Source organism: Enterobacter cloacae complex sp. HYC033_NIDB (genome assembly GCF_056673335.1).
On the sequence record NZ_CP115123.1, the window covers coordinates 897,534 to 923,572 of the forward strand.

Sequence of the window (26,039 nt, forward strand, 5' to 3'; positions counted from 1 at the left end):
TGACTGGGCATGATACTGAAAGTGGGTTCAGTCTGCCAACAGTTTGGTGATTAATGCGTCATGTCGCTGCTTCTGGCGGCTCATACGCAGACGTTCTGCGCGAAGGATAGTTTTGAGATCGCTCAGCGCGGCATCAAAATCATCATTCACAATAAGGTAATCATATTCCGCGTAATGGCTCATTTCTGCAACTGCCTGCGCCATACGCTTCGCGATAACTTCTTCGCTGTCCTGGCCGCGACCACGCAGGCGGCGATCCAGTTCATCTTTCGATGGCGGTAAAATAAAGATACTGCGCGAATCAGGCATTTTCTTACGAATTTGCTGCGCGCCCTGCCAGTCGATATCCAGGAACACGTTCACGCCGGTCGCCAGTACCTGCTCAATGGTTTCACGCGAAGTACCGTAGTAGTTACCGAAAACTTCTGCGTGTTCAAGAAACGCGTCTCTGCCAATCATCGCTCTGAATTCGTCGTGATTCACAAAGAAATAGTGTTCACCGTGCACTTCACCCGGACGCGGTGCTCGCGTGGTGTGAGAAACAGAAACCTGCGTATCGTACAACGGTTGGGTTTTTAACAGTGCCTGAATAAGGCTGGATTTACCCGCGCCACTAGGGGCAGAAACAATATAAAGCGTGCCTTGAGCCATGAGAGTCTTTTGTATGTGTTAACGAAGAAGTCCTACATACGGGCTTATTATACACGTCGCCGCTGTGTGACGTAGCCTTTGTCACACTTTTTCCCCTGGATGATTAAATTTTGCGTGCCGTTTTCAGCTTTTACCTTCTTTTTGCTGCAATAAAAACAATGCGCTGAAGCGCGCTCGTAAAATGCAATTTTGTAGCTGGTCTGCGGCTCACGGGCAGGGTATACCCTTCGCAAAACAGGGAGGGGTAATAATGGTGAAATGGATAAGCATACTGATGATCTTCTTAAGCAGCGGGGCGATGGCTATTTGCCCGGTCTGGTCACCGGCTAAAGCCGGGCAGGAGATCGCGGCCCTGAAGGCGCAGCTGACCCGCTGGAATGAAGATTACTGGAAGCAGGGCCGCAGCGAGGTGAGCGACGACGTTTACGACAGGCTTAACGCCCGCTTAAAACAGTGGCAGCGCTGTTTTCACGATGAACCGCTGCACGACGATCTTCCAGCCGCCAGTGGGACGGTGAAACATCCCTTCGCCCATACCGGCGTGCATAAGGTAGAAAGCAAGCAGGCGCTTAGCCGCTGGATGGCGACGCAGCAGGATCTCTGGGTACAGCCAAAGGTGGATGGTGTTGCGGTCACCCTGGTCTACAAAAACGGCAAGCTGGTGCAGGCGATTAGCCGGGGCGACGGCTTACAGGGGGAAGAGTGGACGGCACAGGCGCGAATGATCCCCGCTATTCCGCAAACGCTGGCCGGGCCGCTTGCCAACAGCGTGTTGCAGGGTGAACTTTTTCTGCTGCGCGACGGGCATATCCAGCAGCGGATGGGGGGGATGAACGCGCGTGCGAAGGTAGCGGGGGCAATGATGCGCGCGACCGATCGCGCAGCGCTGAAGCAGACAGGCATTTTTATCTGGGCCTGGCCGGACGGCCCAAAAGCGATGAAAGCACGCCTTTCCGCGCTGGCGGAGGCAGGTTTTACCCTGACGGCCCGCTATACCCTGCCGGTTAAAAACGCGGCTGATGTGGAAGCGCAACGGACGGCCTGGTTTAAGGCTTCGTTGCCCTTCGCCACGGATGGCATTGTGGTTCGCGCCTCGGCAGAGCCGCCGGGCGAGGAGTGGCTGCCGGGGGAAGGGAGTTGGATCGTCGCATGGAAATACCTTCCTGTGGCCCAGGTGACGGAAGTCAAAGCGATTCACTTTACCGTTGGCCGTACCGGGCGGATCACCGCGATTGCGCAGCTTGAGCCGCTGATGCTCGACGATAAACGCGTACAGCGCGTCAGCTTAGGGTCGGTTAACCGCTGGCAGAGGCTGGATATTGCCCCCGGCGATCAGGTGCTGGTAAGCCTGGCGGGACAAGGTATTCCCCGGCTGGATAACGTGGTGTGGCGCAATGTGGATCGCCGTAAACCGCAGCCGCCCTCATCGCGCTATAACGGCTTAGCCTGTTTCTATGCCTCCCCGGAGTGCATGGAGCAATTTTTTGCCCGGCTGACGTGGCTAAGTTCCAGGCAGGCGTTAGATATCGAAGGAATGGGCGAATCAGGATGGCGGACCCTCTATCAGGCGCATCGGTTTGAGCACCTCTTCTCCTGGCTACAGCTCACGCAGGCGCAGCTCACCGCGACGCCGGGGATATCGGCATCGCATGGCGCTGCGCTGTGGCATCAGTTTAACCTGGCGCGGGAGCGACCTTTTATCCGCTGGATCACCGCGATGGGAATACCGCTGGCCCGGTCGACGCTCAAGGCGGAAGGGGATCGCACCTGGCAGGCGCTGATTCAGCGAAGCGAAGCGGAGTGGCGGATGCTGCCGGGTGTCGGGCAGGAGAAGGCCCGCCAGATCGTAAACTGGCTGCATCAGCCTCAGATTGATGCCCTGGCAAAATGGCTGGCCGCAGAGCACATCGGTGGATTTTAATCTGCGTGCGCTCCTGAACAGACTGGCGAGGGGGCACACTTCCGCTGCCGTGAATAGCGTATTTATGAGACGCGGTTTATATACGCAATAATTATGAATATAAATGAATTATTCATGGTAAATATATTTTGAGGAAATATTATCCCTGAACCCAATTTCAGAATTTGCTCTGCTTGCGTTTTTATTTTCTTTGAGAGAACGGCTTAATTGATCTCAATCACTATTAATCGAGAGCAATAGCCGGGAATGAAGGAGTTATAGGCAATGCAGCCTGAGTATTGTTCGTATTTTTGCTTTTAATTTCAGTTGTTTAACTATTTTATTAATAATATGTTGAGTGTTTTCTGGTTAACAATTAGTCATATTTATTCTGCCGGAAATCATTGCGTCAAATTATTATAAGAATTATCTTATCCAAAATTTTTAAGGTAGTTACCGCTGGGGTGCATTTCGCATCACTTCTGCGTTTTCCTTTCTTTTTGCACCCCGTGAGGGAGTTAACTATCTGAACTCCAATTGAAGCAATTAAGGGTACCGAAATATATCCTGGCGGTTTATATGCGCTGGTGTTCAGAGCCCAGGGCTTTTACATGGATGATTTTCCGTCCCTGTCGGGCCGGAATTCAGCCCCGGGCTTTATGCCCGTTAACCGGGACCTGGTTTCCAGGTGCTCATATTTTCCTTCATTTGAATGAGGACCAAAAATGAAAAGGACGCTTTGTACAGTGCTGACGGCACTCACGCTGGCGACTGCCCTGCCTGCTATAGGCGCTACCACCGAAGCAGGTAGCACCAGCGCAGCAACAACCGGTACAACAACCGGAGCAACGGTGGGAACTACCGCTGGCACTACGGGGGGACTGGCGGCAGGCGCGATTGGGACAACCGCTGTTGTCACCACCGCTGCGATTGCCGGCGTAGCGACGTTAGCCGTTGTCGCGGCAAGCGACAGTGGCGATGACTCAGGCAATGGTACTTCCACGACGACAGTTACCCGCTAAGGCTGGTGCGCAAGGCGATATAGCCTTGCGCTGAACAGCGCAACGACTTGACCCGGTGGCGATATCAAAGCCGGGTATTTAATTGATTTCAATGTTATTTAATCAAGGATTTCTGGTGAGACTGTTTATTCTGCTCATCATGACTCTACTGATCCAGGGATGTACGCCGAGCCAGCAGAGCATTATTGAGACCTTTAACGCCAGCCTGGACGGGCGCCAGGATGTGACGGTAACGGACGGGCAGATTCAGGTGCTCCCATACTCAACCATGTACCTGCGTCTGGATAATGGCCCGAGGATCCTGGTGGTTCTCGGATACATCGAACAGGGAAACAGTAAGTGGTTATCGCAGGATAATGCGATGATCGTCACGCATAACGGTCGCCTTATCCACACGCTCAAGCTCCCTTATAACCTGCTTGAGGTAACCAACCTTGAGCACGATCCGCTGCGCCACACGCCGCAGCTCCGCGACGGCAGCCAGTGGTCGCGTGATGTGCGCTGGCAGGAAGAGGGGCGGTATCACTCCGCACACCTGACCTCGCGCTTCTCCCTGAGCGGGACGGAAAACCTGACCCTTGCCGGAAACACGCTACGTTGTCAGGTCTGGCAGGAGACGGTGCAGGCCGACGGCCTCGATCGTCGCTGGCATAACACCTTCTGGATTGATTCCGCCACCGGCCAGGTACGCCAGAGCGAACAGATGCTCGGCGCGGGCGTATTCCCTGTCGCCATGACGATGTTGAAGCCCGCCCCATGAACAGACTCCGAAAATGGTTACCTGGCGTAGGGCTATCTCTCTTCAGCCTGCCCGCCTTATGTGCAAGCGTCGTTACCGTGCATCAGCCGGGCAAAACGTGGTCTGCTGGACAGGCCGATACGCTCTCCCGGCTGGTCACCCAGCCGCAGCTGAACAACGTCTGGTGGCAGGGCGCTGTCATCGCAACCCCTTCCGCCACGCGGCGAGCGCAACAGACGCAACAGCAGGTGCTGGCGTCGCTTTCAGCCTGGCAGAATCGCGCCGATGACGAGCGGATCGCGACCATTCGCGCTGTCGCTACACAGATCCGCTCCCTGCGGATCGTCGGGCGGCAGTTTATCAGCCTCGATCCAGACGCCGTGCGTACCGACGCCCGCGGCGATCGTTCCCTTGAGGGCCGTTACGATCTGTGGGTCTCGCCTGCGTCCCGCACCGTCACGCTGATGGGGGCGGTCGCCACACCGGGGAAACTGGCCTGGCGTCCGGGCGCAAGCATCAGGGATTACTTACAGGGGCAGCTGCGGCTGGCTGGCGCCGACAGGAATAACGTGACCGTTATCGATCCTGACGGCAGTACGGTTGTTGCGCCGGTGGCGTACTGGAACGCACGCCATATTGAAGCAGAGCCGGGCGCTGTTCTGTGGGTGGGGTTTGATCCCCGGGCGGTGCCGGACGATTTTACCGGTCTGAATGAGCAAATCGTTGCGCTCCTGACGCGGCGGATACCTGACTGATGAACAAACTTTTTTTACTGAGCGGCCTTGCTCTGGCGATCTCTTCTGCCTGCCACGCGGAACTGCGTACCTGGCCCGATCCGACCGGACCTTCACAGTCCGACTTTGGCGGCACCGGCCTGATGCAAATGCCCGACGCGCGCTTTGGTCGGGAAGGGGAATTCAGCGTCAACTATCGCGATAACAACCAGTATCGTTTTTACTCCTCTTCGGTCGTGCTCTTTCCGTGGCTGGAAGGGACGATTCGTTATACCGACGTCCGCACCCGCAAATACAGCAGCGACGAGGATTTCAGCGGCGATCAAAGCTACAAGGATAAGTCGTTCGATTTTAAGGTTCGTCTGTGGGAAGAGGACTATAGCCTGCCGCAGGTGGCGCTCGACAAGCGCGATATTGCGGGCACCGGCCTGTTCGACGGTGAATATCTGGTTGCCAGTAAAATGGCCGGACCGGTCGATTTTACCTTTGGAATAGCCTGGGGATATCCCGGTAATAGCGACAACGTGGGTAACCCGCTGTGCCACGACAACAATAAGTATTGCACCCGCGGCGAATCGCATGATGCCGGGGATATCAGCTTTAGCGATATGTTTCGTGGGCCGGCGTCGCTGTTTGGCGGACTCCAGTATCAGACACCCTGGCAGCCCCTGCGCCTGAAGCTCGAGTATGACGGCAACAATTATGCCGATGATTTTGCCGGCTCCATTAAGCAGTCGAGCCATATTAACGTGGGGGCGGTCTATCGCGTTGCCGACTGGGCCGATCTCAACCTCAGCTACGAGCGCGGCAATACGCTGATGTTTGGCTTCACCCTGCGGACCAATTTTAACGATCTGCGCCCCGCGCTGCGTGATAACCCGAAACCGGCCTGGCAACCGGCACCGGCAGGCGAGACGCTGGACTATACCTCGGCGGCAAACCAGCTCACCGCGCTTAAGTACAACGCAGGCTTCGATGCGCCGGAGATCCTTCAGCACGGCAATACCTTATACATGACCGGCGAACAGTATCGCTATCGCGATCCGCGCGAAGCGGTGGATCGCGCCAACCGTATTCTGATCAATAACCTGCCCGACGGGGTCGACACGATCGCTATCACCCAGCGGCGTGACCATCTGCCGCTGGTCACGACGCAAACCGATGTCACCAGCCTGCGCAAACAGCTGGCGGGAGAGCCGCTCGGCCAGGAGGAGGCGCTCAAACAGCAGCGCGTCGAGCCTGTGGATACTACAGCGTTCGGGCGCGGCTACCGTATTCGCGCCGATCGCTTCAGCTACAGCTTCAAACCGACGCTGGCGCAGTCGCTGGGCGGTCCGGAAGATTTCTATATGTTCCAGGTGGGGTTGATGGCCAGCGCCAGCTACTGGCTGACCGATCGTCTGCTGCTCGACGGCGGCGTGTTCGCCAACCTCTATAACAACTACGACAAGTTCAAATCCTCGCTGCTTCCCGCTGACTCCAGCCTGCCGCGCGTCAGAACCCATATTCGCGATTATGTCAGCAATGACGTCTACATCAACAACTTACAGGCCAACTATGTCGATGCGCTGGGGCACGGCTTCTATGCCCAGATTTATGGCGGCTACCTCGAAACCATGTACGGCGGCGTGGGAGCAGAGGCGCTCTGGCGCCCGCTTGATAGCGACTGGGCGCTGGGCGTGGATGCGAACTACGTCAAGCAGCGCGACTGGGACGACATGATGCGCTTCACCGACTACAGCGCGCCAACCGGATTTATCACCGCCTACTGGAACCCGGCGAAGCTCAACAGCGTGCTGATGAAGCTGAGCGTCGGGCAGTACCTGGCGAAGGATAAAGGCGCCACCCTCGACGTCGCGAAGCGATTCGACAGCGGCGTGACGGTAGGCGCCTGGGCGGCGCTGACCAACGTCTCGAAAGAGGATTATGGCGAAGGTGGCTTTAGCAAAGGCTTCTACATCTCGATCCCGCTTGATCTGATGACGATCGGCCCAAATCGCAACCGGGCGGTGGTCTCTTGGACGCCTCTCACGCGTGATGGCGGCCAGATGTTAGGCCGTAAATATCAGCTCTATGACATGACGTCAGAACGCGAAACCCCGGTAGGGCAGTAGTACCGGATGAAACAGGCATTACTTAACCAGATGATTTTCCTGAATGAAAAACGTTAAATTTTCCGTGCTTGCGTTGGCTATGATGGCGTTAAGCGGTTGTACTATCGTACCGGGCCAGGGACTTAGCACCCAGGGCAAAGATATTATCGATCTGCCTGACAGCAATTACGATCTGAATAAGATGGTCAACGTCTATCCGCTCACGCCGGGGCTGGTGGAGCAGTTGCTGCCTGGCAAAGTCGACTCCCGCGCGAATCCTGAACTGGATCGCCAGCTCCAGAACTACCAATATCGCATCGGCGTCGGCGACGTGCTGATGGTGACCGTCTGGGACCACCCGGAGCTGACCACCCCCGCAGGTCAGTACCGTAGCGCCAGCGATACGGGCAACTGGGTGAATGCCGATGGCACGATCTTCTATCCCTATATCGGCAAAATTCGCGTCGTCGGCAAAACGCTGGCCCAGGTGCGCGATGAGATCGCCGCCCGGCTGGACTCGGTGATTGAGAGCCCGCAGGTGGATGTCAGCGTCGCGGCGTTCCGCTCGCAAAAAGCCTACGTGACGGGCGAAGTGGCTAAGTCGGGCCAGCAGCCCATCACCAACATTCCGCTGACGATAATGGATGCGATCAATGCGGCAGGCGGCCTGACGTCAGAGGCGGACTGGCGCCACGTGGTGCTGACCCATAACGGCCAGGATACGCACATTTCGCTCTACGCGCTGATGCAGCGCGGCGATCTCACCCAGAACAAACTCCTCTATCCGGGCGATATTCTCTTCATTCCCCGCAATGACGACCTGAAAGTGTTTGTCATGGGCGAGGTGGGTAAACAGAGCACCCTGAAGATGGACCGTAGCGGCATGACGCTGGCGGAAGCGCTGGGTAATGCGCAGGGCGTGAATCAGGATATGGCCGACGCCACCGGAATCTTTGTGATTCGTCCGTTGCAGGGCAAGCAGAACGGCAAAATCGCCAACGTCTACCAGCTTAACGCCAGGGATGCCACCGCGATGGTGTTGAGCACCGAATTTCAGCTTGAGCCTTACGACATCGTCTATGTCACCACCGCGCCGCTGGTGCGCTGGAACCGCGTGATCTCTCAGCTTGTGCCGACCATTACCGGCGTACATGACCTGACTGAAACAGGGAGATATATCAGAACATGGCCAAACTAACGTTTAACGCCATCCTGGTGATCTGTACCGGCAATATCTGCCGCTCCCCCATTGGAGAACGACTGCTGCGCCGGCTGCTTCCCACCGCCCGGGTCGATTCAGCGGGAATTTGTGGCCTGGAAGGGCGCACCGCCGATTCACAGGCGACAGAGATCGCCGCCGAACGCGGCACCCTGCTTGAGGGCCACGTGGCGCGCAGGCTCACCCCCGCCATGGTGCGCGACTACGATCTGATTCTGGCGATGGAGCTGGAACATATCGAGCAGGTCACGGCTATCGCACCGGAGGCGCGCGGCAAAATGATGCTCTTTGGTCACTGGACGGGCAGAAAAGAGATCCCGGACCCCTACCGTAAAAACCGGGACGCATTTGAATATGTTTATGGGCTGCTGGAGCAGGCCAGTCTGGAATGGGCGAAACGGCTCAGTTAATCACACGGGATAGTTACGTTTTATGTCAACAAATAACCTTCATGCCCATGATGCGTCTGCCGCGAATAACGAGATCGATCTGGTGCGCCTGTTGGGTGAGCTGCTCGACCACCGAAAATTTATTCTCATCCTTACCACGCTGTTCACGCTGGCGGCACTGCTTTATGCGCTCTTTGCCACACCGGTTTATCAGGCCGATGCGCTGATACAGGTGGAACAGAAGCAGGGCAACGCGCTACTCAGTAACCTTAGCGAGTTCATCCCTGACTCCTCGCCGGAGTCGGCGCCGGAGCTTCAGCTTCTCCAGTCGCGCATGATCCTCGGTAAAACGATTGATGACCTGAACCTGCGCACGCAGGTCAGTGAAAACTATTTTCCCCTTGTCGGACGCGGCTGGGCGCGGCTCACCGGGCAACAGCCTGGCATCCTCGATGTCAGTATGCTCAATCTTCCCCCTGTCGCGGGCCGGGCGCAAAAGCTGACGCTGACCGTCGGCGAGAAGGGCCACTATCAGCTGGAAGGCGATAACGTGACGTTACAGGGCGTTGTGGGACAGCCGCTGAGCGCGGCGAATATCGCCATTACCATTGCCGATATCCAGGCGAAGCCGGGTACGCAATTTACAATTACACAGCTGAGCGAGCTGGAGGCCATTGACGCGCTACAGCTGCGTTTTTCCGTGAGCGAGCGCAGCAAGGACAGCGGGATGCTTGGCCTGACCATCACGGGGGAAGATCCCGATGAGATGGCGCGCGTGCTTAACTGCATCGCCGATAACTATTTACAACAGAACGTGGCTCGCCAGGCGGCGCAGGATGCGAAAAGCCTGCAATTTTTGAAGCAGCAGCTTCCGCAGGTGCGCAGCGAGCTGGACCAGGCCGAGGAGAAGCTCAACCGCTATCGCCAGCAAAATGACTCCGTTGACCTGAACCTGGAGGCAAAAGCGGTGCTGGAGCAGATTGTAAATGCGGACAATCAGCTCAATGAACTGACCTTCCGGGAAGCGGAAATTTCGCAGCTCTACAAAAAAGATCACCCCACCTACCGGGCGCTGATTGAGAAACGCCAGACGCTGGAGCAGGAAAAAAACCGCCTGAATAAACGGGTATCGTCCATGCCGTCGACCCAGCAGGAGGTGTTGCGCCTGAGCCGTGATGTGGAGTCGGGACGCGTTATCTACCAGCAGCTGCTTAACCGCGAACAGGAGCTGAGCATCGCCCGGTCGAGCGCAATTGGTAACGTCCGCATTATCGATCCGGCCGTGACCCGGCCGCAGCCAGTCAAGCCGAAAAAAGCGCTGGTCGTCGTTCTGGGGGTTCTCCTGGGTCTGTTCGTCTCTGTGGGCTGGATCCTGGCGCGCAGTATGCTGCGTATGGGCATTGAAACGCCGGAGCAGCTGGAGGAGCATGGGATTAACGTCTATGCCACCGTACCGCTGTCGGAATGGCTGGCTAAAAAGATGCGTTTGCGCAAAAAAGACTTTATGTCCTCAGGGCTGCGCCATAAGACCAAACATATCCCCTTCCTGGCGGCGGATAACCCGGTCGATCTCTCCGTGGAGGCGATTCGCGGCCTGCGCACCAGTCTGCATTTTGCGATGATGGAGTCAGCGAACAATATACTGATGATCTCTGGCGCCACGCCTGACAGCGGTAAAACCTTTGTCAGCAGTACCCTGGCGGCCGTCGTGGCGCAGGCGGGCCAGAAAGTGCTCTATATTGATGCGGATATGCGTCGCGGGTATGCCCATGATCTGTTTAAGCTCGACAATACCTGCGGCTTATCGGAGATGTTGTCCGGTAAGGCGGAGTATACCCAGGGCGTTCAGACCTTCGATAAAGGCGGGTTCGATACCATCGTGCGCGGGCAGATCCCCCCTAATCCGGCGGAGCTTCTGATGCATACGCGTTTCCAGCAGCTGCTGGACTGGGCGAATGAACGCTACGATCTGGTGATTATCGATACGCCACCGATCCTGGCGGTCACCGACGCGGCTGTTGTCGGCCGTCGCGCAGGCACCACGCTGCTGGTCGCCCGCTTCGGGATGAACAGCGTGAAGGAGATGCTGGTCTGTGTACAGCGTCTGGAGCAGAGTGGCGTCAATACCAAAGGGGTGATTCTCAACGGCGTCGTTAAGCGGGCAAGCAACGCTTACGGCTACGGCTATCATCACTACGGTTACAACTATTCGAGTAACTGATTATCCGGCGCCTGCCCGTTCTGACATTAATGCGCATTGTGTTTGTAATGAAAAACGGGAAGGCCCAGCTTAAGGCGCAATGCCAGCATACGCGCGGTGAAGCCAAACAGCAGGGTGGAGATAACCACCACATCGTGGCTGGTGACATAGTGCTGCAAGGCGACATAAAGCACTGCCGCGGCAAAGGAGATGCCGGCATACAGTTCCTTCTGGAAAACCAGCGGGATACGCTTGCAGAACATATCCCGCAGCACCCCGCCAAACACGCCCGTGATCACGGCAGCAATGGTGGCGATAACCGGGCCTTCACCCATATCGAGAGCGATTTGTGCGCCAATGATGGAAAAAACAATCAGCCCAAGCGCATCCAGCACCAGGAACACGCGGCGCAGATGAGGCATCACCGGGGCCACAATCGTGGTTAGCACGGCTGCCGTTGCCACGATAATGACGTACTCAGGGTTTTTTACCCAGCCGAGCGGATAATGGCCAAGCAGGATATCGCGCACGGATCCGCCGCCGAGCGCAGTGGCCGTGGCAATAATAATCACGCCGAAGGTGTCCATACGGCGACGTCCGGCAGCGAGCGCGCCGGTCATGGCTTCTGCGGTAATGCCAATAAGATAGAGAATGTGAAGCAGCATAAACCCTCCGGAATGAAGAGGAGGAGATTAGCGATTTGTGCGGAAGATCACGATTGAGATTTTCTAAGGCGAGGGGGTTTGCCCTACAGAAATTTATCAACGCATGCCTGGCGGGCTTGTGATAAGGCGGGAGGAAAAGAAAGTAAGGCTAAATAAGGATTAGAAAAAGTAATGGGTGGTGTGCGAGGCAACACCACCCTGAAAGGAATTACTCGATATTCTGGATCTGCTCGCGCATCTGCTCAATCAGGACCTTCAGCTCAATCGCTGAATTGGTTACCTCTGCATTGATAGACTTAGACGCCAGCGTGTTCGACTCGCGGTTGAACTCCTGCATCATAAAGTCGAGACGGCGGCCTACCGCTTCTTTCTTCTTCAGAATGTTGTAGGTCTCTTTAACGTGCGCTTCCAGACGATCCAGCTCTTCAGCCACGTCCACACGCTGCGCCATCAGCACCAGCTCTTGTTCCAGACGGTTGTTTTCCAGCTGAACTTCCGCCTCTTCCAGTTTGGCGACAAGACGCTCACGCTGCCATTGCAGCACTTCTGGCATATGAGCGCGCACTTTAGCGACTTCGGCGCTCACGCCTTCAAGGCGTTGCTCAATCATCGCTTTCAGCGCCTGGCCTTCGGTTTCGCGGGCAACGATAAAGTCGTCCAGCGTGCCGTCGAGTGCAGCCAGGATCTCAGCGGTAATCGCGTCCAGATCCTGCTCTCCGGCGGCCATCACGCCAGGCCAGCGCAGAATATCAACCGGGTTGATCTCGCCTTCATCGCTTTGCATTTTGACCCAGTTCGCCGCATTAACCAGCTGTTTTGCCAGCTTTTCGTTCAGGATCAGTTCGCCCTGTGCGCTGGCATCGGGCTCAAAACGCAAATTACATTCCACTTTCCCGCGGGTCAGACGCGTACGGATACGCTCACGCACCACAGGCTCCAGGCTGCGGAACTGTTCCGGCATACGGAAATACGTTTCCAGATAGCGCTGGTTTACCGAGCGCATTTCCCAGGTAGCGCTACCCCAGCTACCCTTGATTTCACGCCGGGCGTAGGCGGTCATACTGCGGATCATAGACATTCCCGTTTTTAAAGGAGAGATGGGGGGATTATAGCTTTCAGGGGCTTCTCAGGATAGGAATAAGCGTCCTTTATCCGTATAATGCGCAGCCACATTCGTTTCAAGCCGGAGAATCCATCATGCGTCCAGCAGGTCGTAGCGCCAACCAGGTGCGTCCCGTCACCCTGACCCGTAACTATACAAAACACGCTGAAGGCTCCGTGCTGGTTGAGTTTGGTGACACCAAGGTGCTTTGCACCGCGTCCATTGAAGAGGGCGTGCCTCGCTTCCTGAAAGGTCAGGGCCAGGGGTGGATCACCGCCGAATACGGTATGTTGCCGCGCGCAACCCATACTCGTAATGCCCGTGAAGCGGCAAAAGGTAAGCAGGGCGGCCGTACTATGGAGATCCAGCGCCTGATCGCGCGTGCGCTCCGCGCCGCGGTTGACCTGAAAACGCTGGGTGAGTTCACCATCACGCTGGACTGCGACGTGATCCAGGCCGATGGTGGCACGCGTACGGCCTCTATTACCGGTGCCTGTGTGGCGCTGGCAGATGCCCTGAACAAGCTGGTTGCCGCCGGTAAGCTGAAAACCAACCCAATGAAAGGGATGGTTGCTGCTGTCTCCGTTGGTATCGTTAACGGCGAGGCGCTTTGCGATCTGGAATACGTTGAAGATTCTGCCGCAGAAACCGACATGAACGTGGTGATGACCGAAGATGGTCGCATCATTGAAGTGCAGGGTACGGCAGAAGGCGAGCCATTCACCCACGAAGAACTGCTCACCTTGCTGGCGTTGGCCCGAGGGGGAATCGAATCTATTGTAGCGACGCAGAAAGCGGCGTTAGAAAATTGATTTTAAGGCGACCAATGAGTCGCCTTTTTTTTGCCTGTAAGACTGAAAAGACAAAGGAGCAAATCCATGAAATCGTATCAGCGCCAGTTTATTGAGTTTGCGCTTAACAAGCAGGTACTTAAGTTTGGCGAGTTCACGCTGAAATCCGGGCGTAAAAGTCCGTATTTCTTCAACGCCGGACTGTTTAATACCGGGCGCGACCTGGCACTGTTAGGCCGCTTCTATGCCGAAGCGCTGGTGGATTCCGGGATTGATTTCGACCTGCTGTTTGGCCCCGCGTACAAAGGCATTCCAATCGCAACCACCACGGCGGTAGCGCTGGCGGAGCACCATGACCGCGACGTACCGTACTGCTTTAACCGTAAAGAGGCCAAAACCCACGGTGAAGGCGGCAATCTGGTAGGCAGTGCGTTGCAGGGGCGTGTGATGCTGGTGGATGACGTGATCACCGCAGGTACCGCGATCCGTGAATCGATGGAGATTATCCAGGCTAACGGCGCAACGCTTGCGGGTGTGCTGATTTCGCTCGATCGTCAGGAGCGCGGGCGCGGCGACATCTCTGCTATTCAGGAAGTGGAGCGCGATTATGGCTGCAAGGTCACGTCGATTATCACGCTGAAAGACCTGATTGCGTATCTGGAAGAGAAGCCTGAGATGGCTGATCATCTGGCGGCGGTGCGTCAATACCGCGAAGAGTTTGGCGTATAATTCAATTGCCCGGCGGCGCTACGCTTACCGGGCCTACCCGTTCTTAGGCCGGATAAGGCGAAGCCGCCATCCGGCGATGGCGTTACTGTAACTGAGCAGCCACTAACGGCCAGCGGGCGTCAAAATCGTCCGTTGGTCGATATTTAAACTCGCTGCGCACAAACCGGGAGAGCATCCCTTCGCAAAATGCCAGGATCTGGCTTGCCAGCAGGGTTTCATCCGTATTATATCCCTCGCCCTCCCGCATTTTCTTCTCGCGCAGAACCTGACGCAGCTGGGCTTCGATACGCTCAAAAAGCTGGTTTATACGGCCTTGCAGACGATCCTGTTCAAACATCAGCGCGTGGCCGGTCAGAATACGGGTCAGACCCGGGTTACGTTCACCAAAGCCCAGAATCAGCAGCACAATCAGACGCAGACGCGTGCTGGTGTCTTTTTCATCCTTCAGAATCAGGTTGATGCGCGTGATCAGGCTGTCTTCGATAAACTCGATCAGGCTGTCAAACATCCGGGTTTTGCTCGGGAAATGACGGTACAGCGCCGCCTCTGACACGCCCACAGAGGCCGCCAGTTTTGCGGTGGTGATGCGTTGACTGCCGTCGCTGGATTCAAGCATCAGAGCCAGAGATTGAAGTATTTCTTCGCGACGATTCCTTTTCGCGGTTTGTTTTTCTGCCATGTTACAAAATACCCCTGAAAATAAGCACTTGTCAGGCTGGCAACCACACAGCGACCCGCAAACTGACGTTTGCGGTTTGTTATTGCATTATGGCGCTGTGAGATGCGTGTTTGTCGGGCAGTTATTTGCGCCCGGAATGGCCGAAGCCGCCTTCGCCACGGTCGGTAGCGTCGAAGTCTGCCACCAGGTTAAATTCTGCCTGCACCACCGGTACAAACACCATCTGCGCGATACGCTCGCCCGGCTCAATGGTGAAGCTGTCCTGGCCACGGTTCCAGACGGATACCATCAGCTGACCCTGATAGTCAGAGTCGATCAGGCCGACCAGGTTACCCAGCACGACGCCATGCTTGTGGCCCAGGCCAGAGCGCGGCAGGATCACCGCTGCCAGTGACGGGTCAGCAATGTGAATCGCCAGCCCGGTCGGGATCAGGGTCGTTGCACCCGGCGCCAGTTCTACGGCGTCATCAAGACAGGCGCGCAGGTCAAGACCGGCAGAGCCGGAGGTGGCATACGTTGGCAGCGGAAATTGCTCGCCAACGCGCGGGTCCAGAATCTTAACGTCGATTTTTTTCATCATAACGGGTAACGATCTCGTCCAATAAGTGTTGGCCCAGGAGTTCTTTGCGCTCAAGCGGTAAGACTTTATCTCCATCCTGCCAGAAAAGGTGCAATGCGTTGCTGTCGCTGTTAAATCCTTGCGTGGACAGCGATACGTCGTTCGCGCAAATCAAATCGAGGTTTTTGCGGGTACGTTTTTGCCGGGCATATTCTTCCACATTATTCGTTTCTGCGGCAAACCCAACAACGTAAGGTCGATGAGTTTTCAATGCGGCGACACCGGCAACGATATCCGGGTTCTTCACCATTTTTATTGTTAATTCATCACCTTGCTTTTTAATTTTGGCGTCGGCAATGGTTTCGGCGCGGTAATCAGCGACGGCCGCACAGCCGATAAAAATATGCTGCTGTTGAGCATGTGCCTGTACGGCGGCTTCCATTTCCAGCGCGGTCGTTACATCAATACGCTGCACAAACGCAGGGGTGGTAAGCGACACCGGGCCGCTCACCAGCGTGACGTTCGCGCCGCGTTTGGCTGCCGCGGCAGCAATCGCAAAGCCCATTTTGCCTGAGCTGTGGTTGGTGATGTAACGCACCGGATCCAGCGGCTCGCGCGTGGGGCCCGCGGTAATCATGATGTTGAGATGTTGCAGATCGTTGACAGGCGAGAAATGGGCGGCGGCCATATCAACAATCGTCAATGGGTCGAGCATACGCCCTGGCCCAACGTCGCCGCAGGCCTGGCTGCCACTGTCCGGTCCCCAAATCAGCAGGCCGCGCGAGGCCAGCGTGTCCAGATTATGCTGGGTAGCGGCGTTGCGGTACATCTGCTGGTTCATTGCGGGCACAACCGCGACGGGCGCAGGCGTGGCGAGGCAAATGGTCGTTACCAGATCGTTCGCCATACCGGCTGCCACGCGGGCAATTAAATCTGCCGTGGCGGGGGCAAGGATAACCAGATCGGCCCATTTCCCCAGCTCAATGTGGCCCATTGCGGCTTCGGCCGCCGGGTCGAGCAGGCTGTCGGATACCGGGTATCCCGAGACGGCTTGCAGGCTCAGCGGGGTGATAAAGGCTTTGCCGCCTTCGGTGATCGCGACCCGTACGTCGGCCCCGCGCTCGCGCAAACGGCGCACCAGGTCTGGCGTTTTATAGGCAGCAATACCGCCGCTGACGCCAAGAACGATTTTTTTACCGGCCAGGCTCATCATGATTCTTTCCTGTTGGGTTTCACCAGAGAGCGGGCATTTTATCACAATCCCTAAAACGGGGTGATGATGTCCTTAATTCACTTTGCGAGGCGTTACGCAAGAACGAAATGCCAGCGTCGAACCCCGAATTTGCCTGTGGCAGCATAATGGCAAACAGAAGGAGGCCGGGCATGGAAGAGACTGAACTGCTGCTACCGCGTGAAAAAATGCTGCGTCATGGCGTCACGTTGTTAAAGGACGACGAGCTGCTGGCGCTCTTTTTACGCACAGGCACGCCGGGGAAAACGGTATTTACGCTGGCGAAAGAACTGATAGACCATTTCGGTTCACTGTATGGATTGCTGACCGCTGAGCTGGAGGCGTTTACGCACGTTGAGGGCATTGGCGTGGCGAAATATGCCCAGTTACGGGGCATTGCCGAGCTGGCCCGGCGATTTTACAACGTGCGTATGGAGGAAGAAGACCCGATCCTCACCCCCGACATGACCCGCGAATTTCTGCAAAGCCAGCTCTCCGATCTGGAGCGGGAGATCTTTATGGTGATCTTTCTCGACAACAAAAACCGGGTACTGAAACATACCCGCCTTTTTTCGGGAACATTGAGTCACGTTGAGGTGCATCCGCGTGAAATTGTGCGGGAAGCGATAAAAGTGAATGCAGCCGGCGTGATCCTCGCGCATAATCACCCCTCTGGCTGTGCAGAACCAAGCAGAGCTGACAAAGCAATTACCGAACGTATTATCAAATGCTGTCAATTCATGGACATTCGTGTGCTGGACCATCTGATAATTGGCCGCGGAGAGTACATTTCTTTTGCCGAACGTGGCTGGATTTAGGCCTTTTCTCGCGATCCATCGGGATCTTTGTCTGTTCGGGACTTGAGCACACCGCCGAGTCAGCGTATACTACGCCACCTTTGAGAATCTCGGGTTTGGCATTTGGGCCTGGCAATCGAGAGTTCAATAGAACTATGCGATGACCGGGCTGTAAAGCCTGACGAGGCGCCGATACCCCATACGAAGCTCGAGCTAATTTGATTTTTGGAGAATAGACATGTCCCGAGTCTGCCAAGTTACTGGCAAGCGTCCGGTGACCGGTAACAACCGTTCCCACGCACTGAACGCGACTAAACGCCGTTTCCTGCCGAACCTGCACTCTCACCGTTTCTGGGTTGAGAGCGAGAAGCGTTTTGTCACCCTGCGCGTATCTGCTAAAGGTATGCGTGTAATCGATAAGAAAGGCATCGATACAGTTCTGTCCGAACTGCGTGCCCGTGGCGAAAAGTACTAAGTACTTAAAGAGGAAATAAATCATGGCTAAAGGTATTCGCGAGAAAATCAAGCTGGTTTCTTCTGCTGGTACAGGTCACTTCTACACCACCACGAAGAACAAACGTACTAAGCCGGAAAAACTGGAACTGAAAAAATTCGATCCAGTTGTACGCCAGCACGTACTGTACAAAGAAGCTAAAATCAAATAATTTTAGTCTCCTTGTATTGAAAAACCCCGCAACTGCGGGGTTTTTTGCATTCTGTATCTCAACGGAGGAACCATGCCTGAATTACCTGAGGTAGAGACCAGCCGCCGCGGCATTGAGCCCCATCTGGTTGGCGCGACTATTCTTCATGCTGTCGTTCGCAACGGGCGTCTGCGCTGGCCGGTGTCCGATGAGATCCATGCGTTAAGCGACAAACCTGTCCTGAGCGTACAGCGCCGCGCGAAATACCTGCTGCTGGAGCTGCCTGACGGCTGGATCATTATCCATCTGGGCATGTCGGGAAGCCTGCGCATCCTCACCGAAGAGTTGCCTGCGGAAAAGCACGACCACGTTGACCTGGTAATGAGTAACGGCAAAGTGCTGCGTTACACCGACCCGCGTCGCTTTGGCGCATGGCTGTGGACCAAAGAGCTGGAAGGACACAACGTGCTGGCGCATCTCGGACCTGAGCCGCTGTCAGAGGCGTTTAACGCGGATTATCTCAAAGAGAAGTGCGCGAAAAAGAAAACCCCGATTAAACCCTGGCTGATGGATAACAAGCTGGTGGTGGGCGTGGGGAATATCTATGCCAGCGAATCGTTGTTTGCCGCCGGGATCCATCCCGATCGGCTGGCCTCCTCGCTGTCGGCGCAGGAGTGCGAGCTGCTGGTCAGAGTAATTAAAGCGGTACTGCTGCGCTCAATTGAGCAGGGCGGGACGACGCTGAAGGATTTCCTGCAAAGCGACGGGAAGCCGGGCTATTTTGCGCAGGAGTTGCAGGTTTATGGCCGTAAGGGTGAGCCGTGCAGAGCCTGCGGGACACCGATTATTGCCACGAAGCATGCACAGCGCGCCACGTTTTACTGCCGTCAGTGCCAGAAGTAGGGTTACTTTAGCTTTTCCATCAACGCCTGGTGGACGTTAACCGGCAGGAAGTGGGTAACGTCCCCGTGATGGCGCGCCACCTCTTTCACCAGCGAAGAAGAGATGAAGGACCACTCTTTGGAGGGCATCAGGAATACGCTCTCCAGCTCAGGCATAAGATGGCGGTTCATGTGTGCCAGCTGCATTTCATATTCGAAGTCTGCTACCGCGCGAAGACCGCGGATCAGGATATTGGCCTGCCGGTCACGGGCAAAGTTTGCCATCAAGTCGCTGAATCCGACGACCTCAACATTCGACAGATGCGAAATCGCATCGGTGGCAAGCTGCACGCGTTCGTTCAGGTCGAACATCGGCTTTTTGCTCGGGCTGGCGGCAATGGCCAGAATCACCTTGTCGAACATACACGCCGCACGGGTGATGATATCAAGATGGCCGTTAGTGATCGGATCGAAGGTACCCGGATAAATCGCTTTTGTGCTCATGGCTCACGTTTTCTCTGAGTAGCCGCGGTTCAGCGCCCACAGCTCGGTGTATTTGTTGAAAGTATACTGGGCATTCACTACGGCCAGTAACCAGCCCTGTTTGCCGTCCAGCACGCCGCCACGCAGCAGCAGCGTTTTCAGAAACGCGCCCAGCGTGTGGGTGAAGATGCCGGTCAGCGTGGCCTTCTTGCCACGCGCATGCCGCTCCTGTGCCCAGGCGGTGGCATAGTTCAGCTGTTTACGCTGGAAGCTGGCGAAATCGCGGCAGGTCAGATGAAGCAGATCGCCCGTCAGGGGGATGACCTGAGCGCCATCGCAGGCCAGAGATTCATGGACCAGGTTGTCGTTGTACTGATAACGCTCGCGCGCATAGAGGCGCATCACGCGGTCGGGGTACCAGCCGCTGTGGCGCATAAAGCGGCCCAGGAAATAGTTACGACGCGCGATACTGTAGACCGCGCCGGGCTGTGGCGCGGCAAGCACCGTTTGAATGGCCTGTCGGAGTTCCGGGGTGACGCGCTCATCGGTATCGATCATCAACACGTAATCGCCCGTGGCGTAACCCTGCGCACGCTGGCGCTGAATACCGTAGCCCTGCCAGTCGGTGTCGGTAAAGACTTTTGCCCCGGCTGCACGGGCAACGTCCGCCGTGTTGTCCGTACTTCCGGAGTCGAGAATGACGATTTCGTCAGCCCAGGCAACAGAGGCCAGGCAATCCGAAAGCAGGTCGGCGGCGTTTTTGGCGATCATCACGACCGACAGACGCGTTGACATTAGTGGCTCCGCTGCGGCAGGTAAGGTTGCAGAAGTTGCAGCAGACGGGTCAGCGCCCCCTGGTTCTGATGCAGGACTTCAACGGCGTGACGACCGTACCACAGGCGGTAATCTTCGTCAGTCAGAAGGGTAGAGACCTCTTTGACCACCGAATCCGCGTCGGTCACGGTGATTAAGCCATCGGCTTGCTGCAATTTCGCGCAGATATCTTTGAAGTTAAACGTGTGTGGCCCCATCAGCACGGGAATGGCGTGGGCTGCTGGCTCCAGCGGGTTATGACCACCGCGCTCCACCAGGCTTCCGCCAACGAAAGCAAGATCGGCGATCCCGTACAGCAGCATCAGTTCGCCCATCGTATCGCCAATCACCACCTGCGTGCTGCCAGAGGGGATTTCGCCGCTGCTGCGCAGGGTGAAGCTGAAACCGCCTTTTTGCACCATCTCGCGGGCATCTTTAAAACGCTCAGGATGGCGAGGAACCAGAATCAGCAGTAAATCAGGGAATTTTTCCAGCAGCTGGCGGTGAGCCTGAAGAATAATGGCTTCTTCGCCGTCATGGGTGCTGGTGGCAATCCAGACCTGGCGACGCGGCGCCCACTGACGACGCAGTGTTACCGCACGGGCGGCGAGTTCAGGGGTGACGGAAATATCGAACTTCAGGCTACCCGTGACCGCAAGCTGGTTGCGCTTCAGGCCGAGGGCGATAAAGCGCGCGGCATCTTCTTCGTTCTGCGCGGCGATCAGCGTGATTTTGCTGAGGAGGCGACGCATAAATTTACCCAGCTTGCCGTACCCTTTCGCCGAGCGTTCCGACAGACGCGCGTTGGCGATAACCAAAGGAATTTTACGGGCATGCAGGGCGGAAATCATATTCGGCCACAGTTCGGTTTCCATGACGATCACCAGTTTTGGGCGCACGGTATTCAGGAAACGGTTCATGGCGCAGGGGAGATCGTACGGCAGGTAGACGTGATGCACGTCTTTACCGAAGGCAGACATCACGCGCTCTGAGCCGGTTGGCGTCATCGTGGTGACGGTGATGGGCAGTGACGGATAACGGTGGCGCAGGGCACGCACCAGTGGAATGGCGGCCAGCGTTTCCCCGACTGACACGGAATGCAGCAGAATACCGTCCGGCGCCACTTTATTGCGGCAGTAGCCATAACGTTCGGCCCAGCGTTTACGGTACGCAGGCGCTTTACGGCTACGAAGCAACAGTCGCAGCCACACCAGTGGCTGAATGATGTAGAGCAGGGCGGTATACAACAATTCCAAGCGATTATCCGTTTTTTTAGTTTCGGCCGGGAAATTCTAAGCATTTAAGCGTGCTAAAGCTATCTCTTATGCCAGATACCGTTTTAAACGGAAGTAGCGCCGGCCCAGGCGCCAGCGCAAACGCGGGCTTTTGGCACTTTTCCAGATGAGCTTCCAGATCCCGGTGTCGAAGAACTCTTTGATTATCATTGATTTCTTCGCCTCATCCTTCATGTTGTCGAAGGTATGAATAATTCCCAGACCCTCTTTAGCGATTTGCCAGTAACAGGCCGGGATATTTTTCACTTTATCCGGGTAGCGCTGGTTAATGGCATCAAGCATCTTCAGGATCTTCATATAATGGCGCGCAGAGCGAATCAGCGTGTCGTCATTATCCGGGGTGTGCGATACCGAGGCGGAGTGAATGTAGTAGTCGTAAAAGCGTTCGCTGGTGTATTGAACGCGTTCCGCGGCAAGCAGCACCTCAGTCGTCCACGGGATATCCTGATGGCGCAGGCCTGGCTCGAAACGGAAGCCGTGCTGACGAATAAAATCGTGACGATAGATATTCAGCCAGGTCACATGCAGGAACTTACGTGAATCCAGCGCCTTTTTTAACCATGCCGCGCCATTCATGACGCCCGTTGAGGCGAGCTTATCTTCAGGGAAAATAGGGCGAGACGGTTTTTTGTTATTTTCCCAGACGTAGTTGCCATTGCAGGTGGCGACATCCAGGTTCTGCGTGACGGCCATATCCAGCAGACGCTGGTACATGCCGGGTTTGAAGACATCATCAATATCCGGGAAAGAGAGATACTGCCCGGTCGCAACGGCCAGGCCAGTATTACGCGCGATGGACACGCCCTGATTAGGTTGTTCAATAACCTGCATCTGTGGCAGCTTTTCGCGCCATTTTTCGACAATCTGCATCGAGCGGTCAGTGGAGCCGTCATTCACGATGATGACTTCCATACTGTCGATGTGTTGATTTACAAGGCAGGTAAAGAACTGATCGAGAAAAGCTTCACCGTTATAAACGGCCACCACCACGCTTAATAAAGGCGCTGAATTTTGCATATGAAACCTGATTATTTTTGGTTGTCGACCAAAGCAATGTATTGCTGGCAAATGGCGTTGATACCGAACGATGCGATCGTTTCGCGATCAACAACCGGCGGAGAGGCATACAGTTCTGCCAGTGTTTTCGCCAGTGATTCGTCGGTTAACGCTGTCAGACCACGCGCCAGGGGGCCAGTAAGGATCTCAGCAGGGCCGCCAGGGCAGTTTGTACTCACCGGTGGGGTCTGACAGATAATGGACTCTACCAGTACATTACCAAAACCTTCGCAGTCGGAACTTAACACTAAAAGGCGTGCCCCTTTGATCCACGGGTAGGGGTTGGTTTCGAACGGGCGGAAGACGATCTTGTTTTCAATTCCCAGCTTAGCGGCAAGCTGTTTGAGCTGATTTATTTTCGCGTCAGAACCTTTGCCCATCAACACCAGCGATGCGTCGATCTTGCTCAGCGCAAACGCCCGCAGCAGCCGGTCGTGACGTTTATGTTCATGAAAACGGCCAACGTGGATAATGTAATCCTGCCCCTGCATCTCAAAGGGCGCTTCCGCCAGACGCTGAATTTCAGGGATATCAAAGGGGTTATGGATAACCGCTTTGCGCCGCAGGGGGATCGCGAGTACCTCAGACAGATCGTGCAGCACGGCGCCGGATACCGCCACCACGTTGCGGTTTTCATAGGTATGACGAATTTTATAATGCTTAAACCAGCGAGAAAGCCCGCTGCGATGGCGCAAATAGGAGAAGGAGAACATCCCGTGTACGCAGAACCAGACCTTATCCCGATCCAGCACGCGGCTGTGCGCCACGATACGGTCGGTTTTATGCAGATGTGAGAAGACGACATCAAATTTACCGCTGCGTTCTGCCTGCTCGATGGCGCGATCCAGCAAACGGGCGCGACGCGGGATCTCGGTCAGCTTCCGCCAGGGTTTTTTACAGGTATCCTGCACAACCTGAAAATCGATGCCTTCCGGAATGGCGTAGTCGCACACCTTCCGTAAGGAGAAAAGGGTGACCTGATGCCCCAGTTCTGTCAGTCCGCTGGAGAGGGTGAGAACCGTTTTTTCGGCTCCTCCACCGGGTAAACCATCAATAATCATTAGGATGCGCATTATTAATCCAGTAATTTTTGATAAAGCGAAATAAGCTGACTTGATAGTTTTTCAGGGGTTGCTTCTCTGACGCGTTCACGCGCCGCAAGCCCCATATTGTTATTTTTTTCCAGTGAAGGGATGGACATGACGGCCTCCTTCAATGTGTGGATATCAAGTGCATCACAGTAAAACCCGTTCTGGCCTTGCTCAATAAATTCTGAACCACCGCAACTCTCTGACGTAATGACGGGCAATCCACAGGCCATTGCTTCAAGTATGACGTTAGGGAAAGGATCATACAGCGTCGGCAGCAGTAAACCATCAGAAAGCTGATAAAATGGCAGCGTCTCTTTTTGCATCCCCAGGAAACGGATTTGCCCCTCACAGCCTAATGAACGGGCGAGGTCGCGATAACGGCTTTCCGCTTTATCCTGACCGACCACAACCAGCCACGCCAAGGTTCCTGCTATAGCCCGAATAGCGCTTGCCAGCCCCTTGCGTTCAAACCCTGAACCCACGAAGCAGAAAATGACGGCATCAGCGGGTAAGCCAAATTGCTGACGCAGTACAGCGCGTTGCCTCTCTTCTGCCGGAACGAAGCGGCTGGAATCTATTGAATTATAAATCACATGTATCTTTTTTGCGTCAATATCAAAGTCTTCGACGATTTCGCGCTTGATCATCTCCGCATTACAGATAACGGCTTTCAACTCGGGAGCCTGGTACATTTCACGTTCTGCGTGCATCACGTAGCGGTGATAGCGATCGTGCATAAGCAGCTTCGCACGCCAGGCGGGGAGAATACGCGTACGCTGTAGCAGCCAGCGTCGATGTACACCATCCCCGGCGCGGTAAATATCGCAGCCCGGAATACGTTCGTGGCTCTGGACAATATCAAACTGCTGTTGCTGCCACAGCGCGCGTGCGGCGTGTGCAAAGCCGCGCTCACGGCTGATGCGGCCCCACTTCCGGGGATCGCAAATATGAATATGCCAGTCGTCCTGCTTTTCGCCCTGCCACTCGCGGGTGATGACGTTGAGCTCAAGATTTTGATTGCTCAGCGCGGTAAGTGCCCTGGAGACAAAACGTTCTGCTCCCCCATCCGGACGATATTTTTGGCGCACAATGGCCAGACGATGAAGCTTCATTGCAGGTATCTCCTTGCGGCGGAGACGACAGCATCAACGGGGATGGCGTCGAGATAACGTTCCGTCGTTTTTGTATCAATGGCGTCAGGGTTGGGAAGCGGGCCGTAGTTACCTGCCCAGATGACCTCTCCGTTAACCTGCCATGGCGACCAGAACGTCAATTTTGACGGGCCAAACAGCGCCACGCAGGGCGTCTGAAGAGCGGCGGCCATGTGCATGGGTACGGAGTCAACGCCAATGAACAGGATCGCGTGATCGATTAGCGAGGCCAGCTGGCGCAGGGTTAACTGCCCTGCCAGCGATACAACACCCGTCTGCGGGGAGGCGGCAAGAATGCGGTCAATCATCGCCAGCTCTTTCTTATCCGGTCCCGCCGTGAGGACGATAGTGTGGCCGTCCTGCTGCAACGCGGCGATAGTTTGCGCCATTTTGCCTTCGTCCCAGCACTTAAAGAACCAGCGTGAAGTGGGTTGAATAACGATGTAGCGGTCTCCTACGCCCTTTTGCGTCAGCTTTTGGTGAGCATGACGCCAGTCATCCGCGCTATAAGCCATGGTCACGGTAGGGTTGGCCATTACCGGCAGCGCTGACAGTATGGAGAGATTTTGTTCAACGGTGTGCAACGACTGATGGCTGGCGACCGAGACCAGTTCACTGTGACAAAAACGCCAGAAGGCATTATTGCGCTTGTTAAAGGCGAACCCGAGCCGAACCGGTGCACCGGTGAAGCGGGTAACAATCGCGCTGCGCCACTGATCGGCAAGATTGATCACCAGATGATAATGCTGAGCACGTAAAGCACGAAGCAACTGCCACTCTTTTTGCAGGTGCTTCAGCGTCCCCAGCTGCTTCCATTTACGATCGATACCATAGATCGTCCCGATTGCCGGATGCGCGGCGAGCATGTCTCGCGTCTCTTCATAGAGAAGCACGTCGATTTGGGCTTCAGGCCATTTCTGGCGTAATGAATTGATGACGGGGGTGGTGAGTAACATGTCACCATGATGGCGAAGTTTGATCAGTAAAATGCGCAAATCAGGCGTGTCAGGTAAGTTATTCATCATCATCTTATCGGCGTTGTACTATTGGCAATTCTAATAGACCTGGTAACGACTTGCACTCTTTCTCCATAATGTCAGGAATTTCCCTGGAAGGGTTTACTCC

27 protein-coding genes are annotated in these 26,039 nt (G+C 55.6%); 14 read left to right on the top strand and 13 right to left on the bottom strand.

Going from position 1 to position 26,039, the window contains the following annotated elements; all coding sequences use genetic code 11:
* Nucleotides 1–27: 27 nt before the first annotated feature.
* Nucleotides 28–651 (bottom strand): guanylate kinase, encoded by a 624-nt coding sequence (gene gmk / locus O1721_RS04265; RefSeq protein ID WP_006177710.1) that lies wholly within the window; start codon nucleotides 649–651, stop codon nucleotides 28–30.
* Nucleotides 652–901: 250 nt separating this feature from the next.
* Between gmk and ligB the strand changes: the two genes are divergently transcribed.
* The 8 genes from ligB to etk all read left to right on the top strand — a co-directional run bounded on the left by ligB (nucleotide 902) and on the right by etk (nucleotide 10,968).
* Nucleotides 902–2,572: an NAD-dependent DNA ligase LigB gene (gene ligB, locus O1721_RS04270; protein WP_032646758.1), complete on the top strand. Its 1,671-nt coding sequence runs from the start codon at nucleotides 902–904 to the stop codon at nucleotides 2,570–2,572.
* 704 nt (nucleotides 2,573–3,276) lie between these two features.
* Complete coding sequence (locus O1721_RS04275; RefSeq protein ID WP_017383628.1) at nucleotides 3,277–3,573, top strand: hypothetical protein; 297 nt, start codon at nucleotides 3,277–3,279, stop codon at nucleotides 3,571–3,573.
* A 115-nt stretch (nucleotides 3,574–3,688) separates the two neighbouring features.
* Nucleotides 3,689–4,333 (top strand): YjbF family lipoprotein, encoded by a 645-nt coding sequence (locus O1721_RS04280; protein WP_032646760.1) that lies wholly within the window; start codon nucleotides 3,689–3,691, stop codon nucleotides 4,331–4,333.
* Nucleotides 4,330–5,067 carry a capsule biosynthesis GfcC family protein gene (locus tag O1721_RS04285; protein ID WP_032646761.1) on the top strand — a complete coding sequence of 246 codons (738 nt, stop codon included), beginning with the start codon at nucleotides 4,330–4,332 and terminating at the stop codon, nucleotides 5,065–5,067. Before O1721_RS04280 ends, O1721_RS04285 begins: the two co-directional genes overlap by 4 nt.
* A complete protein-coding gene (locus O1721_RS04290) occupies nucleotides 5,067–7,160 on the top strand; it encodes a YjbH domain-containing protein (RefSeq protein ID WP_072258142.1) in 2,094 nt (697 codons plus the stop codon). Before O1721_RS04285 ends, O1721_RS04290 begins: the two co-directional genes overlap by 1 nt.
* Nucleotides 7,161–7,203: 43 nt before the next feature.
* Entirely contained in the window at nucleotides 7,204–8,337 is a 1,134-nt protein-coding gene (locus O1721_RS04295) for a polysaccharide export protein (RefSeq protein WP_032646765.1), read from the top strand.
* Nucleotides 8,325–8,768 carry an arsenate reductase/protein-tyrosine-phosphatase family protein gene (locus tag O1721_RS04300; RefSeq protein WP_023302880.1) on the top strand — a complete coding sequence of 148 codons (444 nt, stop codon included), beginning with the start codon at nucleotides 8,325–8,327 and terminating at the stop codon, nucleotides 8,766–8,768. Before O1721_RS04295 ends, O1721_RS04300 begins: the two co-directional genes overlap by 13 nt.
* 22 nt (nucleotides 8,769–8,790) lie before the next feature.
* The gene (etk, locus tag O1721_RS04305) at nucleotides 8,791–10,968 is read left to right on the top strand and encodes a tyrosine-protein kinase (protein ID WP_017693966.1); all 2,178 of its coding nucleotides are present in this window, start codon (nucleotides 8,791–8,793) and stop codon (nucleotides 10,966–10,968) included.
* A 26-nt stretch (nucleotides 10,969–10,994) separates the two neighbouring features.
* On the opposite strand, the gene O1721_RS04310 is transcribed toward etk, so the two are convergent.
* Nucleotides 10,995–11,612 carry a trimeric intracellular cation channel family protein gene (locus tag O1721_RS04310; RefSeq protein ID WP_015570045.1) on the bottom strand — a complete coding sequence of 206 codons (618 nt, stop codon included), beginning with the start codon at nucleotides 11,610–11,612 and terminating at the stop codon, nucleotides 10,995–10,997.
* Between the two features lie 208 nt (nucleotides 11,613–11,820).
* Nucleotides 11,821–12,684, bottom strand: a complete 864-nt coding sequence (locus tag O1721_RS04315; protein WP_003860907.1) for a YicC/YloC family endoribonuclease — start codon at nucleotides 12,682–12,684, stop codon at nucleotides 11,821–11,823.
* A 125-nt stretch (nucleotides 12,685–12,809) separates the two neighbouring features.
* Here O1721_RS04315 and rph point away from each other — a divergent pair, with 125 nt between their 5' ends.
* Both rph and pyrE read left to right on the top strand, forming a co-directional pair.
* The gene (rph, locus tag O1721_RS04320) at nucleotides 12,810–13,526 is read left to right on the top strand and encodes a ribonuclease PH (RefSeq protein ID WP_015570044.1); all 717 of its coding nucleotides are present in this window, start codon (nucleotides 12,810–12,812) and stop codon (nucleotides 13,524–13,526) included.
* Between the two features lie 66 nt (nucleotides 13,527–13,592).
* Complete coding sequence (gene pyrE / locus O1721_RS04325) at nucleotides 13,593–14,234, top strand: orotate phosphoribosyltransferase (RefSeq protein ID WP_015570043.1); 642 nt, start codon at nucleotides 13,593–13,595, stop codon at nucleotides 14,232–14,234.
* Between the two features lie 82 nt (nucleotides 14,235–14,316).
* Here pyrE and slmA read toward each other — a convergent pair whose 3' ends face one another.
* From slmA to coaBC, 3 genes are all read right to left on the bottom strand, one after another.
* Entirely contained in the window at nucleotides 14,317–14,913 is a 597-nt protein-coding gene (slmA, locus tag O1721_RS04330) for a nucleoid occlusion factor SlmA (RefSeq protein ID WP_003860901.1), read from the bottom strand.
* A gap of 121 nt (nucleotides 14,914–15,034) precedes the next feature.
* Nucleotides 15,035–15,493: a dUTP diphosphatase gene (gene dut, locus O1721_RS04335; protein WP_015570042.1), complete on the bottom strand. Its 459-nt coding sequence runs from the start codon at nucleotides 15,491–15,493 to the stop codon at nucleotides 15,035–15,037.
* A complete protein-coding gene (gene coaBC / locus O1721_RS04340) occupies nucleotides 15,471–16,682 on the bottom strand; it encodes a bifunctional phosphopantothenoylcysteine decarboxylase/phosphopantothenate--cysteine ligase CoaBC (protein WP_168728665.1) in 1,212 nt (403 codons plus the stop codon). The genes dut and coaBC overlap by 23 nt, the downstream gene beginning before the upstream one ends.
* Before the next feature lie 173 nt (nucleotides 16,683–16,855).
* On the opposite strand from coaBC, the gene radC reads away from it, so the two are divergent.
* The 4 genes from radC (at nucleotide 16,856) to mutM (ending at nucleotide 19,047) form a co-directional block, all read left to right on the top strand.
* A complete protein-coding gene (radC, locus tag O1721_RS04345; protein ID WP_006812419.1) occupies nucleotides 16,856–17,521 on the top strand; it encodes a RadC family protein in 666 nt (221 codons plus the stop codon).
* Nucleotides 17,522–17,738: 217 nt separating this feature from the next.
* Nucleotides 17,739–17,975 carry a 50S ribosomal protein L28 gene (gene rpmB, locus O1721_RS04350; protein WP_002436699.1) on the top strand — a complete coding sequence of 79 codons (237 nt, stop codon included), beginning with the start codon at nucleotides 17,739–17,741 and terminating at the stop codon, nucleotides 17,973–17,975.
* A gap of 22 nt (nucleotides 17,976–17,997) precedes the next feature.
* Nucleotides 17,998–18,165, top strand: coding sequence for a 50S ribosomal protein L33 (gene rpmG / locus O1721_RS04355; protein WP_003024094.1), 168 nt, complete (start codon nucleotides 17,998–18,000; stop codon nucleotides 18,163–18,165).
* 72 nt (nucleotides 18,166–18,237) lie between these two features.
* Entirely contained in the window at nucleotides 18,238–19,047 is an 810-nt protein-coding gene (mutM, locus tag O1721_RS04360; RefSeq protein ID WP_003860879.1) for a bifunctional DNA-formamidopyrimidine glycosylase/DNA-(apurinic or apyrimidinic site) lyase, read from the top strand.
* A 2-nt stretch (nucleotides 19,048–19,049) separates the two neighbouring features.
* Here the strand turns inward: mutM and coaD are convergent, their stop codons facing one another.
* The 7 genes from coaD to rfaQ form a co-directional block, all read right to left on the bottom strand.
* The gene (gene coaD / locus O1721_RS04365; RefSeq protein ID WP_015570040.1) at nucleotides 19,050–19,529 is read right to left on the bottom strand and encodes a pantetheine-phosphate adenylyltransferase; all 480 of its coding nucleotides are present in this window, start codon (nucleotides 19,527–19,529) and stop codon (nucleotides 19,050–19,052) included.
* A 3-nt stretch (nucleotides 19,530–19,532) separates the two neighbouring features.
* Nucleotides 19,533–20,303: a glycosyltransferase family 2 protein gene (locus tag O1721_RS04370; RefSeq protein WP_032646768.1), complete on the bottom strand. Its 771-nt coding sequence runs from the start codon at nucleotides 20,301–20,303 to the stop codon at nucleotides 19,533–19,535.
* The gene (waaA, locus tag O1721_RS04375; RefSeq protein WP_003860874.1) at nucleotides 20,303–21,577 is read right to left on the bottom strand and encodes a lipid IV(A) 3-deoxy-D-manno-octulosonic acid transferase; all 1,275 of its coding nucleotides are present in this window, start codon (nucleotides 21,575–21,577) and stop codon (nucleotides 20,303–20,305) included. The genes O1721_RS04370 and waaA overlap by 1 nt, the downstream gene beginning before the upstream one ends.
* A 66-nt stretch (nucleotides 21,578–21,643) precedes the next feature.
* Nucleotides 21,644–22,633, bottom strand: a complete 990-nt coding sequence (locus O1721_RS04380; protein ID WP_015570038.1) for a glycosyltransferase — start codon at nucleotides 22,631–22,633, stop codon at nucleotides 21,644–21,646.
* 11 nt (nucleotides 22,634–22,644) lie between these two features.
* Nucleotides 22,645–23,745, bottom strand: a complete 1,101-nt coding sequence (locus tag O1721_RS04385) for a glycosyltransferase (protein ID WP_017693963.1) — start codon at nucleotides 23,743–23,745, stop codon at nucleotides 22,645–22,647.
* Between the two features lie 2 nt (nucleotides 23,746–23,747).
* Nucleotides 23,748–24,875, bottom strand: a complete 1,128-nt coding sequence (locus O1721_RS04390) for a glycosyltransferase family 4 protein (RefSeq protein ID WP_032646770.1) — start codon at nucleotides 24,873–24,875, stop codon at nucleotides 23,748–23,750.
* Nucleotides 24,872–25,942 carry a putative lipopolysaccharide heptosyltransferase III gene (gene rfaQ, locus O1721_RS04395; RefSeq protein ID WP_072199595.1) on the bottom strand — a complete coding sequence of 357 codons (1,071 nt, stop codon included), beginning with the start codon at nucleotides 25,940–25,942 and terminating at the stop codon, nucleotides 24,872–24,874. Before rfaQ ends, O1721_RS04390 begins: the two co-directional genes overlap by 4 nt.
* Nucleotides 25,943–26,039: the final 97 nt, after the last annotated feature.

Excerpts from the sequence above, each read along its gene's own strand:
- O1721_RS04310 (WP_015570045.1), bottom strand. The coding sequence starts at position 11,612 with ATGCTGCTTCACATTCTCTATCTTATTGGCATTACCGCAGAAGCCATG.
- dut (WP_015570042.1), bottom strand. The coding sequence starts at position 15,493 with ATGATGAAAAAAATCGACGTTAAGATTCTGGACCCGCGCGTTGGCGAG.
- rfaQ (WP_072199595.1), bottom strand. The coding sequence starts at position 25,942 with ATGATGATGAATAACTTACCTGACACGCCTGATTTGCGCATTTTACTG.
- gmk (WP_006177710.1), bottom strand. The coding sequence starts at position 651 with ATGGCTCAAGGCACGCTTTATATTGTTTCTGCCCCTAGTGGCGCGGGT.
- O1721_RS04290 (WP_072258142.1), top strand. The coding sequence starts at position 5,067 with ATGAACAAACTTTTTTTACTGAGCGGCCTTGCTCTGGCGATCTCTTCT.
- O1721_RS04390 (WP_032646770.1), bottom strand. The coding sequence starts at position 24,875 with ATGAAGCTTCATCGTCTGGCCATTGTGCGCCAAAAATATCGTCCGGAT.
- rpmG (WP_003024094.1), top strand. The coding sequence starts at position 17,998 with ATGGCTAAAGGTATTCGCGAGAAAATCAAGCTGGTTTCTTCTGCTGGT.
- O1721_RS04300 (WP_023302880.1), top strand. The coding sequence starts at position 8,325 with ATGGCCAAACTAACGTTTAACGCCATCCTGGTGATCTGTACCGGCAAT.
- etk (WP_017693966.1), top strand. The coding sequence starts at position 8,791 with ATGTCAACAAATAACCTTCATGCCCATGATGCGTCTGCCGCGAATAAC.
- O1721_RS04275 (WP_017383628.1), top strand. The coding sequence starts at position 3,277 with ATGAAAAGGACGCTTTGTACAGTGCTGACGGCACTCACGCTGGCGACT.
- coaBC (WP_168728665.1), bottom strand. The coding sequence starts at position 16,682 with ATGAGCCTGGCCGGTAAAAAAATCGTTCTTGGCGTCAGCGGCGGTATT.
- coaD (WP_015570040.1), bottom strand. The coding sequence starts at position 19,529 with ATGAGCACAAAAGCGATTTATCCGGGTACCTTCGATCCGATCACTAAC.
- mutM (WP_003860879.1), top strand. The coding sequence starts at position 18,238 with ATGCCTGAATTACCTGAGGTAGAGACCAGCCGCCGCGGCATTGAGCCC.
- O1721_RS04295 (WP_032646765.1), top strand. The coding sequence starts at position 7,204 with ATGAAAAACGTTAAATTTTCCGTGCTTGCGTTGGCTATGATGGCGTTA.
- O1721_RS04285 (WP_032646761.1), top strand. The coding sequence starts at position 4,330 with ATGAACAGACTCCGAAAATGGTTACCTGGCGTAGGGCTATCTCTCTTC.
- ligB (WP_032646758.1), top strand. The coding sequence starts at position 902 with ATGGTGAAATGGATAAGCATACTGATGATCTTCTTAAGCAGCGGGGCG.
- O1721_RS04380 (WP_015570038.1), bottom strand. The coding sequence starts at position 22,633 with ATGCAAAATTCAGCGCCTTTATTAAGCGTGGTGGTGGCCGTTTATAAC.
- rph (WP_015570044.1), top strand. The coding sequence starts at position 12,810 with ATGCGTCCAGCAGGTCGTAGCGCCAACCAGGTGCGTCCCGTCACCCTG.
- O1721_RS04370 (WP_032646768.1), bottom strand. The coding sequence starts at position 20,303 with ATGTCAACGCGTCTGTCGGTCGTGATGATCGCCAAAAACGCCGCCGAC.
- pyrE (WP_015570043.1), top strand. The coding sequence starts at position 13,593 with ATGAAATCGTATCAGCGCCAGTTTATTGAGTTTGCGCTTAACAAGCAG.
- rpmB (WP_002436699.1), top strand. The coding sequence starts at position 17,739 with ATGTCCCGAGTCTGCCAAGTTACTGGCAAGCGTCCGGTGACCGGTAAC.
- O1721_RS04385 (WP_017693963.1), bottom strand. The coding sequence starts at position 23,745 with ATGCGCATCCTAATGATTATTGATGGTTTACCCGGTGGAGGAGCCGAA.
- O1721_RS04315 (WP_003860907.1), bottom strand. The coding sequence starts at position 12,684 with ATGATCCGCAGTATGACCGCCTACGCCCGGCGTGAAATCAAGGGTAGC.
- radC (WP_006812419.1), top strand. The coding sequence starts at position 16,856 with ATGGAAGAGACTGAACTGCTGCTACCGCGTGAAAAAATGCTGCGTCAT.
- slmA (WP_003860901.1), bottom strand. The coding sequence starts at position 14,913 with ATGGCAGAAAAACAAACCGCGAAAAGGAATCGTCGCGAAGAAATACTT.